General features: G+C 65.6%; 12 protein-coding genes. 8 read left to right on the forward strand and 4 right to left on the reverse strand.

The window, feature by feature from the left end; genetic code table 11:
- Nucleotides 1-28: 28 nt before the first annotated feature.
- Both V6F88_RS20725 and V6F88_RS20730 read right to left on the reverse strand, forming a co-directional pair.
- On the reverse strand, nucleotides 29-829 hold the full coding sequence (locus V6F88_RS20725) for a class II aldolase/adducin family protein (RefSeq protein ID WP_332611872.1): 801 nt from the start codon (nucleotides 827-829) through the stop codon (nucleotides 29-31).
- A gap of 105 nt (nucleotides 830-934) precedes the next feature.
- Nucleotides 935-1861 (reverse strand): LysR family transcriptional regulator, encoded by a 927-nt coding sequence (locus V6F88_RS20730; protein WP_332611873.1) that lies wholly within the window; start codon nucleotides 1859-1861, stop codon nucleotides 935-937.
- Between the two features lie 211 nt (nucleotides 1862-2072).
- On the opposite strand from V6F88_RS20730, the gene V6F88_RS20735 reads away from it, so the two are divergent.
- From V6F88_RS20735 to V6F88_RS20755, 5 genes are all read left to right on the forward strand, one after another.
- Complete coding sequence (locus V6F88_RS20735; protein ID WP_332611875.1) at nucleotides 2073-3371, forward strand: imelysin family protein; 1299 nt, start codon at nucleotides 2073-2075, stop codon at nucleotides 3369-3371.
- Nucleotides 3368-4885 (forward strand): di-heme oxidoreductase family protein, encoded by a 1518-nt coding sequence (locus V6F88_RS20740; RefSeq protein ID WP_332611876.1) that lies wholly within the window; start codon nucleotides 3368-3370, stop codon nucleotides 4883-4885. Before V6F88_RS20735 ends, V6F88_RS20740 begins: the two co-directional genes overlap by 4 nt.
- Before the next feature lie 212 nt (nucleotides 4886-5097).
- Complete coding sequence (locus tag V6F88_RS20745) at nucleotides 5098-6135, forward strand: imelysin family protein (RefSeq protein ID WP_332612045.1); 1038 nt, start codon at nucleotides 5098-5100, stop codon at nucleotides 6133-6135.
- The gene (locus tag V6F88_RS20750) at nucleotides 6125-7237 is read left to right on the forward strand and encodes a DUF1513 domain-containing protein (protein WP_332612047.1); all 1113 of its coding nucleotides are present in this window, start codon (nucleotides 6125-6127) and stop codon (nucleotides 7235-7237) included. The genes V6F88_RS20745 and V6F88_RS20750 overlap by 11 nt, the downstream gene beginning before the upstream one ends.
- A 108-nt stretch (nucleotides 7238-7345) precedes the next feature.
- Complete coding sequence (locus V6F88_RS20755) at nucleotides 7346-8191, forward strand: mechanosensitive ion channel family protein (RefSeq protein ID WP_332611878.1); 846 nt, start codon at nucleotides 7346-7348, stop codon at nucleotides 8189-8191.
- Between the two features lie 96 nt (nucleotides 8192-8287).
- Here V6F88_RS20755 and V6F88_RS20760 read toward each other — a convergent pair whose 3' ends face one another.
- Nucleotides 8288-9049, reverse strand: a complete 762-nt coding sequence (locus V6F88_RS20760; RefSeq protein ID WP_046804169.1) for an IclR family transcriptional regulator — start codon at nucleotides 9047-9049, stop codon at nucleotides 8288-8290.
- A gap of 160 nt (nucleotides 9050-9209) precedes the next feature.
- On the opposite strand from V6F88_RS20760, the gene V6F88_RS20765 reads away from it, so the two are divergent.
- Complete coding sequence (locus V6F88_RS20765; RefSeq protein WP_120156398.1) at nucleotides 9210-10199, forward strand: Bug family tripartite tricarboxylate transporter substrate binding protein; 990 nt, start codon at nucleotides 9210-9212, stop codon at nucleotides 10197-10199.
- Nucleotides 10200-10271: 72 nt separating this feature from the next.
- On the opposite strand, the gene V6F88_RS20770 is transcribed toward V6F88_RS20765, so the two are convergent.
- The gene (locus tag V6F88_RS20770; protein WP_332611880.1) at nucleotides 10272-11063 is read right to left on the reverse strand and encodes an RNA methyltransferase; all 792 of its coding nucleotides are present in this window, start codon (nucleotides 11061-11063) and stop codon (nucleotides 10272-10274) included.
- 131 nt (nucleotides 11064-11194) lie between these two features.
- Here V6F88_RS20770 and V6F88_RS20775 point away from each other — a divergent pair, with 131 nt between their 5' ends.
- Nucleotides 11195-11980 (forward strand): inositol monophosphatase family protein, encoded by a 786-nt coding sequence (locus V6F88_RS20775; RefSeq protein ID WP_046804166.1) that lies wholly within the window; start codon nucleotides 11195-11197, stop codon nucleotides 11978-11980.
- A 191-nt stretch (nucleotides 11981-12171) separates the two neighbouring features.
- On the forward strand, nucleotides 12172-13758 hold the full coding sequence (locus tag V6F88_RS20780) for a TerC family protein (protein ID WP_332611881.1): 1587 nt from the start codon (nucleotides 12172-12174) through the stop codon (nucleotides 13756-13758).
- The last annotated feature ends 17 nt before the right edge of the window (nucleotides 13759-13775 follow it).

The following is a 13775-nucleotide window of genomic DNA, read 5'->3' on the forward strand; positions in this document are numbered from 1 at the left end:
GTATCCGTCGCCGGTCGGGGCGCCGGGGTCAATCCCGAAAGCCGGGGTCGATGCGGTCCAGTTTGCGCAGCAGGGCCGGCCATTCCATGACGCCGTAAGGGCGCCGCGTGCCGGGCTGATAGTTGTTCCAGGTTTCTTCCAGCACGGCGGGGCTGACCTGGCGCAGCGGCGAGCCCGTGGCCATGGCCGCCAATTGGGCACGGCAAGCCAGCTCCAGCCGGTGCATCCAGTTGAAGGCCTCGCCCACCGTGCGTCCCACCGTCAGCGCGCCATGGTTGCGCAGGATCAGCGCTTCGCCCTGGCCCAGGTCCTGCAACAGCGATTGCTGCTCGTGCAGGTCCAGCACCACGCCCTGGTAGTCGTGATAGCCGATCTTCAAAAAGCGCATGGCCGTCTGCGTCAGCGGCAGCAGCCCGCAGTCCAGCGAGGCCACGGCCATCGACGCCCAGCTGTGTGTGTGGATGACGCAGTCCACGTCATGGCGGGCGGCGTGCACCGCGCTGTGGATCACGTAGCCCGCCTTGTTGATGCCGTAGTTCATGTCGCCAAAGTCCGGCTTGGCCAGGATGGTGCCGTCCAGGTCCACCTTGATCAGGCTGGACGCGGTGATCTCTTCGTACATCATCCCGTAGGGGTTGATAAGGAACGCGTTGTCTTCGCCCGGCACGCGGGCCGAGATATGGTTGGCCATCATGTCGGCCATGCCGTAAAGCTCGACCAGCCGGTAACAGGCGGCCAGGTCGACACGGGCCTGCCATTCCTGGTCGGAACAGTGCGGCCGCATGGAGGCGATGGGAAGCGTGCCCGGGCGTCGGGAATCAGTGGTCATCAGCTTTGCAGGGGTCCGTTGCCGCGGCACCATGCCACGGCGTTCACGAATGCAATGTATGCGTGGGACCCGGCGCGGCCTAGCCCCGCGGCCGGCATGGGGGCATCACGAATCCAGAAGGGTGGCGCCCGGCCAGCCGCCGTGGCGTACTTGCGCGCGCATCACGTCCACCAGCACGACGCGCGCGGCCAGCGCGGCGGGCGACAGTTCTTCGTCGTTGATGCAGTAGACGGCGTTGCGGCGGTACAGGAACGGGTCGTCGATGGGGTGCATGTTCAACAGCCCGGCCTCGGCCCGCGCCACGGCGGCGCCCGGTTGGATGGTGGCGATGGGGTTGGCCTGCACCAGGTCCATCAGCGTGGTCAGGCCGTCCACTTCCACGGCCACCCAGGGCTCGATGCCTACCCGTTCGAAGGCGGCTTCGACCCAGGCGCGCAGGCCATGGGCCTTGCTGGTCACGGCCAGCGGCAGGCCGGCCAGCTGGTCGATGGTGGCGGGTTCGCCGTCGGGCAGGGCAAACACGCCACGCGGGGCCAGCAGGAACAATTTTTCGTCCAGCACCGGGATCGCGCTGCGGCCCTGGCTGCTGTCATTCTGGAACAGCACCGCCAGGTCCAGCCGCCGGTTGTTGAGCTGCTCGCCCAGGTTGCCCGACAGGCCCTCGACCAGATGCAGCCGCACGTTGGGGTAGCGTTCGACCATGGCTGCGTAGAACGGCCGCGCCAGCATGGACGCCGTGGTGGGCGCAAAGCCCACGCTGACCATGCCCGACAGGCGCGCCTCGCGCGCGGCCGCCACGGCGTGTTCCGCATGCCGCAACGTCAGCCGCGCTTGCCGCAGGAACGCGGTGCCGGCGGCGGTGGGCACCACGCCGGTATGCGTGCGCATCAGCAAGCGCGTCGCCAATTCGCTTTCCAGGCGGCTGATCTGCTGGCTTAGCGCCGAGGCCACCACGCCCAGATCGCGCGCCGCGCGGCCGATGCTGCCCAGTTCGGCAACGCGCACGAAGTAGCGGAGTTGACGCAGTTCCATGGTCTTCAAAACGGGGACGGTAATAGCGCGATAGTAGCGGCCCGCCTGATAGGCGCGCGCTTTTTTTAAGCGGATTCCGTTCAAAAAAATGTCAGGTATCTGACTTGGCGCTGAACATCAAACGAAAATTGTTTACACTCGCATCCACAAAATTGAAGTCGGAACGGCCCGCCGCGGGGGCGGACACCGTTCGAGTCACGGGAGAAAGTCGATGCGCAAGTTGTTGTTGGGTGCGGTGTTGGCCGCAGCGGTATTCGGGGGGACGGCCCATGCGGCCGCGGAACCGCGTGCTGTCGTCGCCACCTATTCGGATCTGGCGCTGGCGGGCTATGAAGATTCGCTGACCGCCGCCAAGACGCTGCGCTCCGCCATCGACGCGCTGATCGCCAAGCCCGGCCCCGACACGCTGAAGGCTGCGCGCGAAGCGTGGCTGGCCGCGCGCGTGCCGTACCAGCAGACCGAGGCGTATCGGTTTGGCAATCCCATCGTTGACGACTGGGAAGGCCGCGTGAACGCCTGGCCGCTGGACGAAGGCCTGATCGACTATGTGGATGCCTCGTACGGCACCGACAACGACGAAAACGCCTACTACGCCGTCAACGTCATCGCCAATTCAAAGATCTCGGTGGGCGGCAAAACGGTGGACGTCAGCAAGATCACGCCGCAACTGCTGTCTGAAGTGCTGCACGAAGCCGACGGCAACGAAGCCAACGTGGCCACCGGCTATCACGCCATTGAATTTCTGTTGTGGGGCCAGGACCTGAACGGCACCGGCCCGGCGCCGGCAGACCGCAAGGGCACGCCGCAAGAACGCCATTCCGGCAACCGCCCGCATACCGACTTCGACACCAAGCAATGCACGGGCGGCCACTGCGAACGCCGCGTGCAATTCCTTAAGGCCGTGACGGACCTGCTGGTAACGGACCTGGAAGAAATGGTCGGCAACTGGAAGAAGGACGGCGCCGCGCGCAAGGCCGTCGAAGAAGACCCCAAGGCGGGCTTGATCGCCATGCTGACGGGTTTGGGCAGCTTGTCGTACGGCGAACTGGCCGGCGAACGCATGAAGCTGGGCCTGGTGCTGCATGACCCCGAAGAAGAGCACGATTGCTTCTCGGACAACACCCACAATTCGCATTACTACGACCAGATCGGCATTCGTAACGTCTACCTGGGCACCTACACCCGCATCGACGGCAAGCAGGTCACGGGCGCCAGCCTGTCTGAATTGGTCAAGGCGCGCGACCCCAAGCTAGACGCCGAAGTGCGCGCCAAGCTGGACGCCACCGTGGCCGCCATGCAAGCCATGAAGACGCGCGCCGAAACGGTTGAAACCTACGACCAGATGATTGCGGACGGCAATAAGGAAGGCAACGCCGTGGTGCAGGCCGCCATCGACCGCCTGGTCGACCAGACCCGCAGCCTGGAACGCGTGATTACTTTGCTTGAACTGGGCAAGGTTGCCATCGAAGGTTCCGACAGCCTGGATAAACCCGACGCCGTATTCAAGTGAAGCTCGCTCTAGCCGCCGTACTGGCGGCGTCGGCCTGCGCCGGCGCCGCCGTTGCCACTGAAGTCCCTGCCGGGCGTGACGACTTAACGCCCGAAGACCAAAAACGCGTCACCGCCATCACCGCGCCCACGCGCGATTTCTCCAAGGTCGAAACCTTCGAGACCATGCAGGCCGGGGCGGCCACCACCAACAAACTGATCAACGCCGACATTTTTTCCCAGCCCTCGGCCAACATGAGCTTCGAGGGCCGCCAGGAATTCCAGGTGGGCAACGGCCTGTTCCGCAAGGACTGGGTGTCGGCGCCGGCATCGACGCAGGCCTCCGACGGCCTGGGGCCGCTGTTCAACGCGCGCTCGTGCCAGGCCTGTCACACGAAAGACGGGCGCGGCACCGTGCCGGGCTTTGATCCCTTGGAACGCACCGACGCCGTGGCGCTGTTGTTGCGCCTGGCCGTGCCGCGCGGCCCGGACCGTGGCCATCCGAAGCTGGCGCCCGGCGAATTGGCCGAGCTGCCCGAACCCGTTTACGGCGTGCAATTGCAGAACTTCGCGGTGGCGGGCCTGCCGGCCGAAGGCCGCATGGAAATCGAATACGAGCCCATCGCGGTGGCGCTGAACGGCGGCGAGACCGCCACGTTGATGAAGCCCACGTATCGCATCGAGAACCCGGGTTATGGCCCCCTGCGCGCCGACACGCAGATTTCGCCCCGCCTGGCGCCGCCCATGATCGGGTTGGGCCTGCTGGAATCCATACACGAAGCCGACATCCTGGCCAACGTGGGCGCGGACAAGCGCGACGGCATCGTCGGCAAGCCGAATTGGGTGACCGACGCGCGCACCGGCAAGCGTGTGCTGGGCCGCTTCAATCTAAAGGCCGGCCAGCCCACCGTTGAACAGCAGAGCGCTGCCGCGTTTTCCAACGACATGGGCCTGTCCACGCCACTGTTCCCCAAGCATTCGGGCGATTGCACGCCCGCGCAGAAGCAGTGCCTGGACATGCCGCACGGCGCGCAGCCGCGCTTTGGTCCGGAAGAAGTGCCGGCCAAGCTGATGGACTTCGTGACGATCTATTCCACCAACTTGGCGGTGCCGCAGCGCCGCGACGCCGACGACGCGCGCGTGCTGGCCGGCAAGAAGCTGTTCTACGAAGCCAACTGCGTGGCGTGTCACGTGCCCAAGTATGTGACCAGCCGCAATGCCAAGCAGCCGGAACACCGGTTCCAACTGATCTGGCCGTATACCGACATGCTGGTGCACGACATGGGCGACGATCTGGCCGACGGCGTGTCCGACGGCCAGGCCACCGGCCGCGAGTGGCGCACGCCGCCGCTGTGGGGCATCGGCCTGACCAAGACTGTGAACCCCACGGCGACGTGGCTGCACGACGGGCGCGCCCGGACGCTGCTGGAAGCAGTGCTGTGGCATGGCGGCGCGGGCAAACCCGCGCGCGATCGCGTCGTGGCGATGACGCCGGACGAACGCGCTGATCTGATTCGTTTCCTGGAGTCGTTGTAATGAGATCCATGACGCAAGCGGGCGGTAAGGCTGCGCAGGGCGGGGCGTTCGCGTGGAACGGTCCGCTGATGAAGGTCATCCCGCTGAAGGTGTCCGCGCTGGGCACTTTCGAGCTGACGGCGACCGCGTTGCATGCCGCCGCACCGAAGGTCACTGCGTTGAAGTCCTTCGCATTGAAATGTTCGGCATTGAAGGCCACCCTGGCTGCGGCGATGCTGGCCGTGCCGCTGGCCGCGCAGGCGCAATTACCCGCCGATCTGGGCGAGCGGCTGGCGCGCGACTACGCGCGCCCGGCCGTGGGCAAGATGGTGGATGCCGCCACCGCGCTGGATGGCGCGCTGGGCGGCTGGTGCGCCAAGCCGGATGCCGCCGGCGCCACGCGCGTGGCCGACGCCTATACCCAATTGATGCTGGCGTGGTCCGGCGTCGAGATCCTGCGTTTCGGCCCACTGGTGCAGGCCAACCGTTTTGAACGGCTGGCGTTCTGGCCCGACACGCGCGGCGTCATGCCGCGTCAAGTGCAGCAGTTGATCGCCGCGCAAGACGCCGCCTTGCTCGCACCCGGCGCGCTGGCCGGCCGCAGTGTGGCGGTGCAGGGCCTGCCGGCGCTGGAATACGTGTTGTATGGCGACCCCGCGCTGCTCAAGCAGACCGGCGCCCCGACCTTTGCCTACGCTTGCGGCTATGCGCGCGCCGTGGCCGCCAACGTCACGACGATATCGCGCGACGTGGCCCAGGCCTGGAGCCCGCAAGGCGAGTTCGGCCGCCAGTTCGCCAAGCCGCAAGCCGGCAACGACCTGTACCGCGACCCCCAGGAAATTGCCGCCGAGGCCATGAAGGCCTTGTCGACCGGTTTGCAGTTTGCCCGCGATGTGAAGATCCTGCCGGTGTTGGGCGAGTCCGCCGACGCCGCGCGGCCCAAGCGCGCCGCCTTCTGGCGCAGCGGCTTGTCCACGCGCTTGCTGGCGGCAAACCTGGATGGCTTGAAGGCCTTCTATCAGGCGGGCGCCTATGCCCTGCCAGCCGGCAGCGAATGGATGGATGTGTCCGTGCGCGGCGAATTGCAATCCGCCGCCCGGACCTTGCAAGCGGTGCCCGCGCCGCTGGATGCCGCGCTGCAAGACGAAGACGGGCGGCGCTTGTTGCTGTTGGCGTCGCTGACCATCAAGAACGCCAAGGCCATCGTGGACCAGGATCTGGCCCCGGCGCTGGGCGTCACCATCGGCTTCAACGCGCTTGATGGTGATTGATCGGCGCCGCTTTCTGATGCTGGCCACGGCGCTGGGCTTGGCGCCCGCCGCCGCGAGGGCGGTGCTGCCCGCCGATGGCGGCGCCTTGTATCTCAGCGCGCGCAAGCGCGGCGGCCGCGACGAAGCCGTGTTGCTGGACGAGGCCGGGCACGACCGCCTTGTGGTGCCGATGCCCGCGCGCGGCCACAGCTTTGCCATCGACGCCCGGGGCCAGCGCGCCGTGGTGTTCGGCCGCCAGCCGGGCTTTTTTGCCGTGGCGTTTTCGTTGCGCGACAAGGGCCAGCCGCAGGCCTTGCCCGTACCCGACGAACGCCATTTTTTCGGACACGGCGCGTTTATTGATGGCGGGCGCCTGCTGGCCGCCACGGAAAACGACTTTGAAGGCGGACGCGGCGTGCTGGGCATCTACGATGCGTCGCCCGGCGGCGCATGGCGCCGTATCGGCGAATTCGATTCGGGCGGCATCGGTCCGCATGAAGTCGTATTGATGCCGGACGGCAAGACGCTGTGCGTGGCCAACGGCGGCATCCTGACGCATCCCGATTACGGCAAGCTGGAACTGAATCTGGACACGATGCGGCCATCGCTGGCCTATATCGACGCGGCCAGTGGCCGGTTGCTTGAAAAGGTAGAGCTGGCGCCCGCGTTGCATCGCTTGTCGATCCGGCACCTGGCGCTGGCGGATGATGGCTGCGTATGGTTTGGCTGCCAATACATGGGGCCGGCCTCGGATCGGCCCGCGCTGGTGGGGCGGCATCGCCGGGGCGCGCAGCTGGAACTCTTCGAGGGGCCGGCGGAAACGCTGCGCAATATGCGCAACTACGTGGGCTCGGTCACGGTGGACGCGTCGGGCGCCATCATCGCCACGTCCAGCCCGGTGGGGGGGCAGGTGATGTACTGGGATGCCGCCAACGGCCGCTGCCTGGGCACGACGCAATTGGCGGACGGATGCGGCGTGGCGCCCGCGCCCCAAGCCGGGTTTCTGATCAGCAGTGGCCTGGGCGCGATGTTGCGTGCCGATGCAACGGGCTACCACGCGCCGGTGCTGCCGCCATCGCGCGAGCTGTCCTGGGACAACCACTTTCGCATCGTCAAGGCCTGACGCGCGGCTCGGCACTTACAAAGCTTGACATAGCAAGCCCGCGCCGCGCCCCTTTGCGTCGGCGTCATCTGATACAGTTTTCGGTTGTTATTTTTTGTGGAAAATTCCATGGAAGACGCCTTGAACGAATTTCAGGCCTGGGCCCCCAGGCTGGTTGATATGGGCATCAATCTGTCGGTGGCGCTGCTGATCCTGATCATCGGGTGGTGGGTGTCGTCGTTGCTGGGCAGCTGGGTGCGTCGCGCCTCGATGCGCTCCAGCAAGATCGACCCGACGATTGTGCCGATGTTCTACACCACGGTCGTGTGGGCGGTGCGTATCTTTACCGTCATCGCCGTGCTGGCTCGCTTCGGCGTGCAGACGGCCAGCTTGATCGCTGTGCTGGGCGCCGCCGGTCTGGCCGTGGGCCTGGCCTTGCAAGGCACGCTGCAAAACATCGCGGCCGGCATCATGCTGCTGATCCTGCGCCCCATCCGGGCGGGCGAGTACATCGCCCTGAGCTCCGGCGCCGACGGCACGGTGGAAGAGGTCGGCCTGTTCCTGACGCGGCTGGTGCAAGGCGACGGCATCCACCTGACCCTGCCCAACAGCACTGTCTGGAACGCCACCATCACCAACTACAGTCGCAATAAGACGCGCCGCCTGGATATCCCGGTGCCGGTGCGCTACGGCGACGATCTGGATCAGGTGATGACCAAGCTGAAGGAAATCGTGGCTGCGCGCCCGGATGCGCTGATGGATCCGGAGCCGCAGATCAAGGTGTTTGAGTACAAGGAAAGCGGCGTCATCGTGAACGTGCGCGTGTGGGCGGAATCCAGCAAGTATTGGGACCTGCGCTGGGGCCTGTACCAGGAAATCCGTACGACGCTGGAAGCGGCCGGTTTCCAACCGCCGATTCCGCTGCGCGAAATCCAGAACCCCCGGACCCCGGGCAAGGCCGACGCGGCCACCTGAGCGGTTTCTGGCAGACTTTGCCAATACCAATGCAAACGGGCACCTTCGGGTGCCCGTTGTTCATTCGGCGTACCAGCGCCTTGCCGCCGTGCGCGATCAGGCCTGCATGGCCAGCCGCGCCAGTTCCGATTTGATCCAGCCCGCGATCTCGCGCTGGCGCTGGGCCGGCATGCGGTCGATGATGGCCGTGACGCTGACGGCCAGCAGTGGCGAACCGTGCGAATCCAGCAGCGCGCAACCCACGCCCAACGCGCCACGCACCGCGTGATTGCCCACCACGGAATAGCCGCGCGCGCGGGTGTTGTCGATCAGCCGGTACATTTCCTGCGGCGTCATGCCGCCATATTCGTCCAGACGGCCCGAATTGCGGTCGACGATGCCGCGTGCGATGTCGTCCGGCAGGGCGGCAAGCAGCGCCATGCCGCCCGACCCCACGCCCAGCGGCTGACGCTTGCCCGCGTAAGTGGCCAGGATCTGGACCGGGTAGCTGCCGATCTCGCGATGCAGGCTGATGGAATCATCATCGTCGCGCACCACCAGGAACACGGCGTCGCCCGTGCGGTCGGCCAGGCGGCGCAGCACCGGCAGCAGCTGGCGCACGCGCGGATCGCGCGAGCGGGTGTCAGGGTCCACGGCCAACTGGGCGCGATATTTCTTGGTGCCCGTCACGGGCAGCACCAGGCCGGCGTCCAGCAGGGCGGCCAACAGGCGGTATATGGTGGGGCGTTGTATGCCCGTCAAGCGGGCGATATCGGTCACGCTGAGGCCGTCGGGCCCTTGGTCGCGCAGGGCGGCCAGCACGGCAAGTCCGCGCCGCAACGTGCGTGGGCCTGCGGCCGCGGCATCACTGTCTTGCATGCAAATCTCTGAGAACTTAGGGTTATTGCGAATCGGTCAAGGGAAAACCATTGTCCGTAGCGTGGACTCTACCTTGATGCAACCGTCGTGTATAGCTCAAAATGCGTCATCAAATAATTCGAATCGTCCATCTAATGGACAGTACCTGCACGGAGACACTATGACTACAGGTCAAAAGCCTGGCCTGCGGCGTTTTGCCGCCACCCTTCTGGCTACCGCCGCAAGCGCATTCGCGATGGGTTCCGCCCACGCTGCCTACCCTGACAAACCTGTCCGCATCGTGGTCGGTTTTTCCGCCGGTGGCACCACCGACGTGATTGCCCGCATCATGGCCAAGGAACTGACCGAGGCCCTGGGCCAGTCGTTCGTGGTTGAAAACAAGCCGGGCGCCGGCAGTAACATCGCCACCGACCAGGTGCAGCGCGCCGCCCCGGATGGCTACACGCTGCTGTTCGTGGCTGTCACCAGCGCCATCAACCAGACGCTGTACAAGAACGTCACGTTCGATCTGACCAAGGATTTCGCTCCGGTCGCGCTGGGCGCCAAAGTGCCTAACATCCTGGTGGTGAACCCGGAAGTGCCGGTCAAGTCCGTCAAGGAACTGGTCGATTACGCCAAGAAGAACCCGGGCAAGCTGGCCTTTGCCTCGTCGGGCAGCGGCACGTCCATCCACATGGCGGGCGAGCTGTTCAAGATGAAGGCAGGCATTGACGTGCTGCACGTGCCCTACAAGGGCAGCGCGCCGGCCATGACCGACCTGATCGGCGGCCAGGTGCAATTCATGTTCGACAACATGCCGTCGGCATGGCCGCACGCCCAATCGGGCAAGCTGCGCGCCCTGGCCGTCACCACCAGCGACCGCTCCAAGAGCGCGCCGGACCTGCCGACCATGAAGGAATCGGGCTTTACCGATTTTGACGTGTCGTCCTGGTTCGGCCTGTTGGCCCCGGCCGGCACGCCGCCCGAAGTGATCAATACGCTGAACGCCGCCATGCAGAAAGCGCTGGACAAGCCTTCCGTGCAGACCAGCTATGAAAAGCTGGGCGCCGTGGGCGTGAAGACCACGCCGGCTGAATTCGGCGCGTTCATCAAGTCGGAAGTCGACGGCTGGGCCCCGGTGGTCAAGGCCTCGGGCGCCAAGGTGGACTGATCGGGCGATACCCCGGCCGGCGCCAGCCGCTACCGGGATCTGATCCGACAGGGACGGGCTTTGCGCCCGTCCCTATTTTTTTGCGCCGCCGTTGCGCCGCGCGGTAGCCAGCATGGCGGTGCAGACGCCGCGCATCATGTCCACTTCGTCGCGCGTCAACGCCGGCCGCGAAAACAGATGGCGCATGCGCGGCATCAGCTTCTTGGGGTGCGCCGGGTCCAGGAACTGGACGCCGATCAGCGCTTCTTCCCAATGCGCCAGGAACGCCTGCACGGCCTCGCCCGAAGCCGGCTCGGCTCCGCGCGACGGCTCTTGCGCGGTCGATGCGGGCAACAGCGCCGCGCCTTGTTCCACCAGCAGCGCGTAGCGCAGCTCCCACGCGGCCAGCTGCAAGGCCTGGGCTACGTTCAGCGAGCTGTATTCCGGGTTGGCGGGTATGTGGCAGATGCGATGGCACAGGGCGATCTGCGCGTTGGTCAGCCCGGCGCGTTCGGTGCCCAGCACGACGGCGGCCACGCCCTGGGCCGTGCCGGCCAGATGCGCGCGGGCCAAATCGGCTGCCTGGCGGATGTCGCAGGGCGGAGGACCCAGATCGCGCACGCGCGCGGTCAGGGCAAACGCCATGGTCACGGGCGCCAGCGCTTCTTCCAGCGACGCGTAGATGCGCGCGTTTTCCAGCACGTCCAGCGCGCCGCTGGCCAGGGCCACGGCCTCCGGCTGGCTGGTTACATCTGGAAATTTAGGCGCTACCAAGACCAATTCGGAGAAGCCCATCGTCTTGATGGCGCGGGCCGCCGAACCCACGTTTCCGGGGTGGCTGGGGTTCACCATAATGAAGCGAACACGTGAAAATGCTTGAGTCATTTAAAATGGCGCGTTTGGCTTCACGCCTTCCTGGTTTTTTGGGTCGATTTCCCCGTTGGGGCGACGACGGATCGGGGGGGGCGGCAAGTGGCCTATCATCACGCGAACCCACCGCATACGTACGGAATTTTATGCACCCGATGCTCAACATCGCCATCAAGGCGGCCCGGCGTGCCGGCACCATTATCAACCGTGCCAGCATGGATTTGGAACGACTCAGCGTGGCTCGCAAGGGGCCGCGCGATTATGTCACGGAAGTCGATCGCGCCGCCGAGGAGTCCATCGTCGAAACGCTGCATGCCGCTTACCCGGATCATGCCGTGCTGGGCGAGGAATTCGGGCTGCAAGGTCCCGACCAGGCTGAATTCCAATGGATCATCGATCCCTTGGACGGCACGACCAACTTCATCCACGGCCTGCCCAACTACGCCGTGTCCATCGCGCTGACCCAGCGCGGCCAGGTCACGCAAGCGGTCATCTATGACCCCTCGCGCAACGAGCTGTTCACGGCCAGCCGTGGCAGCGGCACCTTCCTGAACGACCGCCGCGTGCGCGTCTCGGGCCGTACCCGCTACCACGAAGCGCTGCTGGGCGCGCACTGGCCCAACGCCGGCGACCCCGAGCAGGGTTCGCAGCGTTTCCGCCATATGGCCGAAAGCGTTACGGGCGTGCGCCGCATGGGTTCCACCGTCCTGGACCTGGCCTACGTGGCCAGCGGCCGTCTGGACGGCTTCTGCGGCGTGGGCCTGAAGCCCTGGGATCTGGCCGCGGGCAGCCTGATGGTGCTGGAAGCCGGTGGCCTGATCGCCGACTTTGACGGCGAACAAGGCTGGATGGACAGCGGCAACGTCCTGGCCGCCACCCCGAAGATCTTCACGCAGTTGCTGACGTCGCTGAACCCGCCGTCCGCCGCCTGATCGCGCGGGCCGATGCGGCCTTGCCACAACCGGCCTTCGGGCCGGTTTTTTTATGGTCCTTGCAAGGTGAACACCAGCCATGCGCATGGCTGAAAGCCATTGGCCATCAGGCAAACGGAGGGCCGCGTGTCACCGGCATGTCACGAATTTTCCATGTACGATTACCGGTCGTGTAACTTCTGGAGCTCCTGATGGAGTGGCTGCTAGACCCCGCAGCGTGGGTCGGCTTGCTTACCCTGGTCGTCCTTGAGATCGTCCTGGGCATTGATAACCTGATTTTCATCGCCATCCTGGCGGACAAGCTGCCCCCTGCGCAACGCGACCGCGCGCGCATCATGGGGTTGAGCCTGGCCCTGATCATGCGGCTTGGCCTGCTGTCCGTCATGTCGTGGCTGGTCACCTTGACCACCCCCTTGTTCACAGTCGGTCCGGTGTCGCCTTCGGGGCGCGACCTGATCCTGATGGTCGGTGGCCTGTTCCTGCTATTCAAAGGCACGATGGAACTGCACGAGCGCCTGGAAGGCGGTCAGCACGCGGGGTCCTCCGGGCCGCGCGTGTATGCCAGCTTCTGGGTGATCGTTACGCAGATCGTGGTGCTGGACGCGGTGTTCTCGCTGGACTCGGTCATCACGGCGGTGGGCATGGTGGACCATCTTGCCATCATGATGATCGCCGTCGTCATCGCCATCGGCATCATGCTGCTGGCCTCCAAGCCGCTGACGCGCTTCGTCAACGCGCACCCGACCGTGGTGGTCCTGTGCCTGGGCTTCTTGCTGATGATCGGCTTTTCGCTGCTGGCCGAAGCCTTTGGCTTCAAGGTGCCCAAGGGCTATCTGTACGCGGCCATCGGCTTCTCGGTGGCCATCGAGGCGCTGAACCAGGTGGCGCGCCGCAACCTGCTCAAGCTGGACGCCCGCCGTCCGATGCGCGAACGTACCGCGTCGGCCGTGCTGCGCATGCTGGGCAAGCGCCCGCCCACCAGCGACGAAGCCGACCTGCCCAATGCCGACGGCCCGGCCATTCCGGCCTTCGGCGTGGAAGAACGCAACATGGTCAGCGGCGTGCTGACGCTAGCCGAACGTTCCATCCGGTCGATCATGACGCCGCGCACGGATGTGTCCTGGATCAATATCGACGACGACCCGGAACTGATCCGCCATCAGCTGACCGAGGCGCCCCACAGCTTCTTCCCGGTGTGCCGGGGGTCGCTGGATGAAGTGCTGGGCATCGCGCGCGCCAAGGACCTGGTTGCCGACCTGATCACCGAAGGGCGCGTGCGCCGCAACCGGCTGCGCGATCCCATCATCGTGCACGAGTCCATCGGCATCCTGCGGTTGATGGACACGCTGAAACGGTCGCGCGGGCAGCTGGTGCTGGTGGCCGATGAGTTCGGCGCCATTGAAGGGCTGGTCACTCCCATCGACGTGTTCGAGGCCATCGCCGGTGAATTCCCCGACGAAGACGAATTGCCCGACATCGTGGCCGACGGCGACAACACCTGGAAGATCGACGGCGCGGCCGACCTGCACCACGTCGAACAGGTGCTGGAAACCGAAGGCCTGGTCGACGAAGCCCAAGACTTTTCCACCCTTGCAGGCTACCTGCTGTCGCGCTTTGGCCATCTGCCCAAGCCCGGCGATGTCTGCGAATACGAAGCCCATCACCAGCACTTCCGCTTCGAGGTGCTGGAAATGGACGGCCGCCGGATCGCGCTGGTGCGCGTTGAAAAGCGGCCGCAGGAAATGCTGTCGGACGAAGCCCCGCTGGCCAACGATTAACCGGAACCCCTACCTAT

The organism is Achromobacter sp. ESBL13 (genome assembly GCF_036668755.1).
GTDB lineage: Bacteria > Pseudomonadota > Gammaproteobacteria > Burkholderiales > Burkholderiaceae_B > Achromobacter.

What these genes read in the sequence shown, in the direction of transcription:
- V6F88_RS20760 (WP_046804169.1), bottom strand. Translation starts at nt 9,049, where the DNA reads ATGCAAGACAGTGATGCCGCGGCCGCAGGCCCACGCACGTTGCGGCGC.
- V6F88_RS20765 (WP_120156398.1), top strand. Translation starts at nt 9,210, where the DNA reads ATGACTACAGGTCAAAAGCCTGGCCTGCGGCGTTTTGCCGCCACCCTT.
- V6F88_RS20775 (WP_046804166.1), top strand. Translation starts at nt 11,195, where the DNA reads ATGCACCCGATGCTCAACATCGCCATCAAGGCGGCCCGGCGTGCCGGC.
- V6F88_RS20730 (WP_332611873.1), bottom strand. Translation starts at nt 1,861, where the DNA reads ATGGAACTGCGTCAACTCCGCTACTTCGTGCGCGTTGCCGAACTGGGC.
- V6F88_RS20780 (WP_332611881.1), top strand. Translation starts at nt 12,172, where the DNA reads ATGGAGTGGCTGCTAGACCCCGCAGCGTGGGTCGGCTTGCTTACCCTG.
- V6F88_RS20735 (WP_332611875.1), top strand. Translation starts at nt 2,073, where the DNA reads ATGCGCAAGTTGTTGTTGGGTGCGGTGTTGGCCGCAGCGGTATTCGGG.
- V6F88_RS20745 (WP_332612045.1), top strand. Translation starts at nt 5,098, where the DNA reads ATGCTGGCCGTGCCGCTGGCCGCGCAGGCGCAATTACCCGCCGATCTG.
- V6F88_RS20750 (WP_332612047.1), top strand. Translation starts at nt 6,125, where the DNA reads ATGGTGATTGATCGGCGCCGCTTTCTGATGCTGGCCACGGCGCTGGGC.
- V6F88_RS20755 (WP_332611878.1), top strand. Translation starts at nt 7,346, where the DNA reads ATGGAAGACGCCTTGAACGAATTTCAGGCCTGGGCCCCCAGGCTGGTT.
- V6F88_RS20725 (WP_332611872.1), bottom strand. Translation starts at nt 829, where the DNA reads ATGACCACTGATTCCCGACGCCCGGGCACGCTTCCCATCGCCTCCATG.
- V6F88_RS20770 (WP_332611880.1), bottom strand. Translation starts at nt 11,063, where the DNA reads ATGACTCAAGCATTTTCACGTGTTCGCTTCATTATGGTGAACCCCAGC.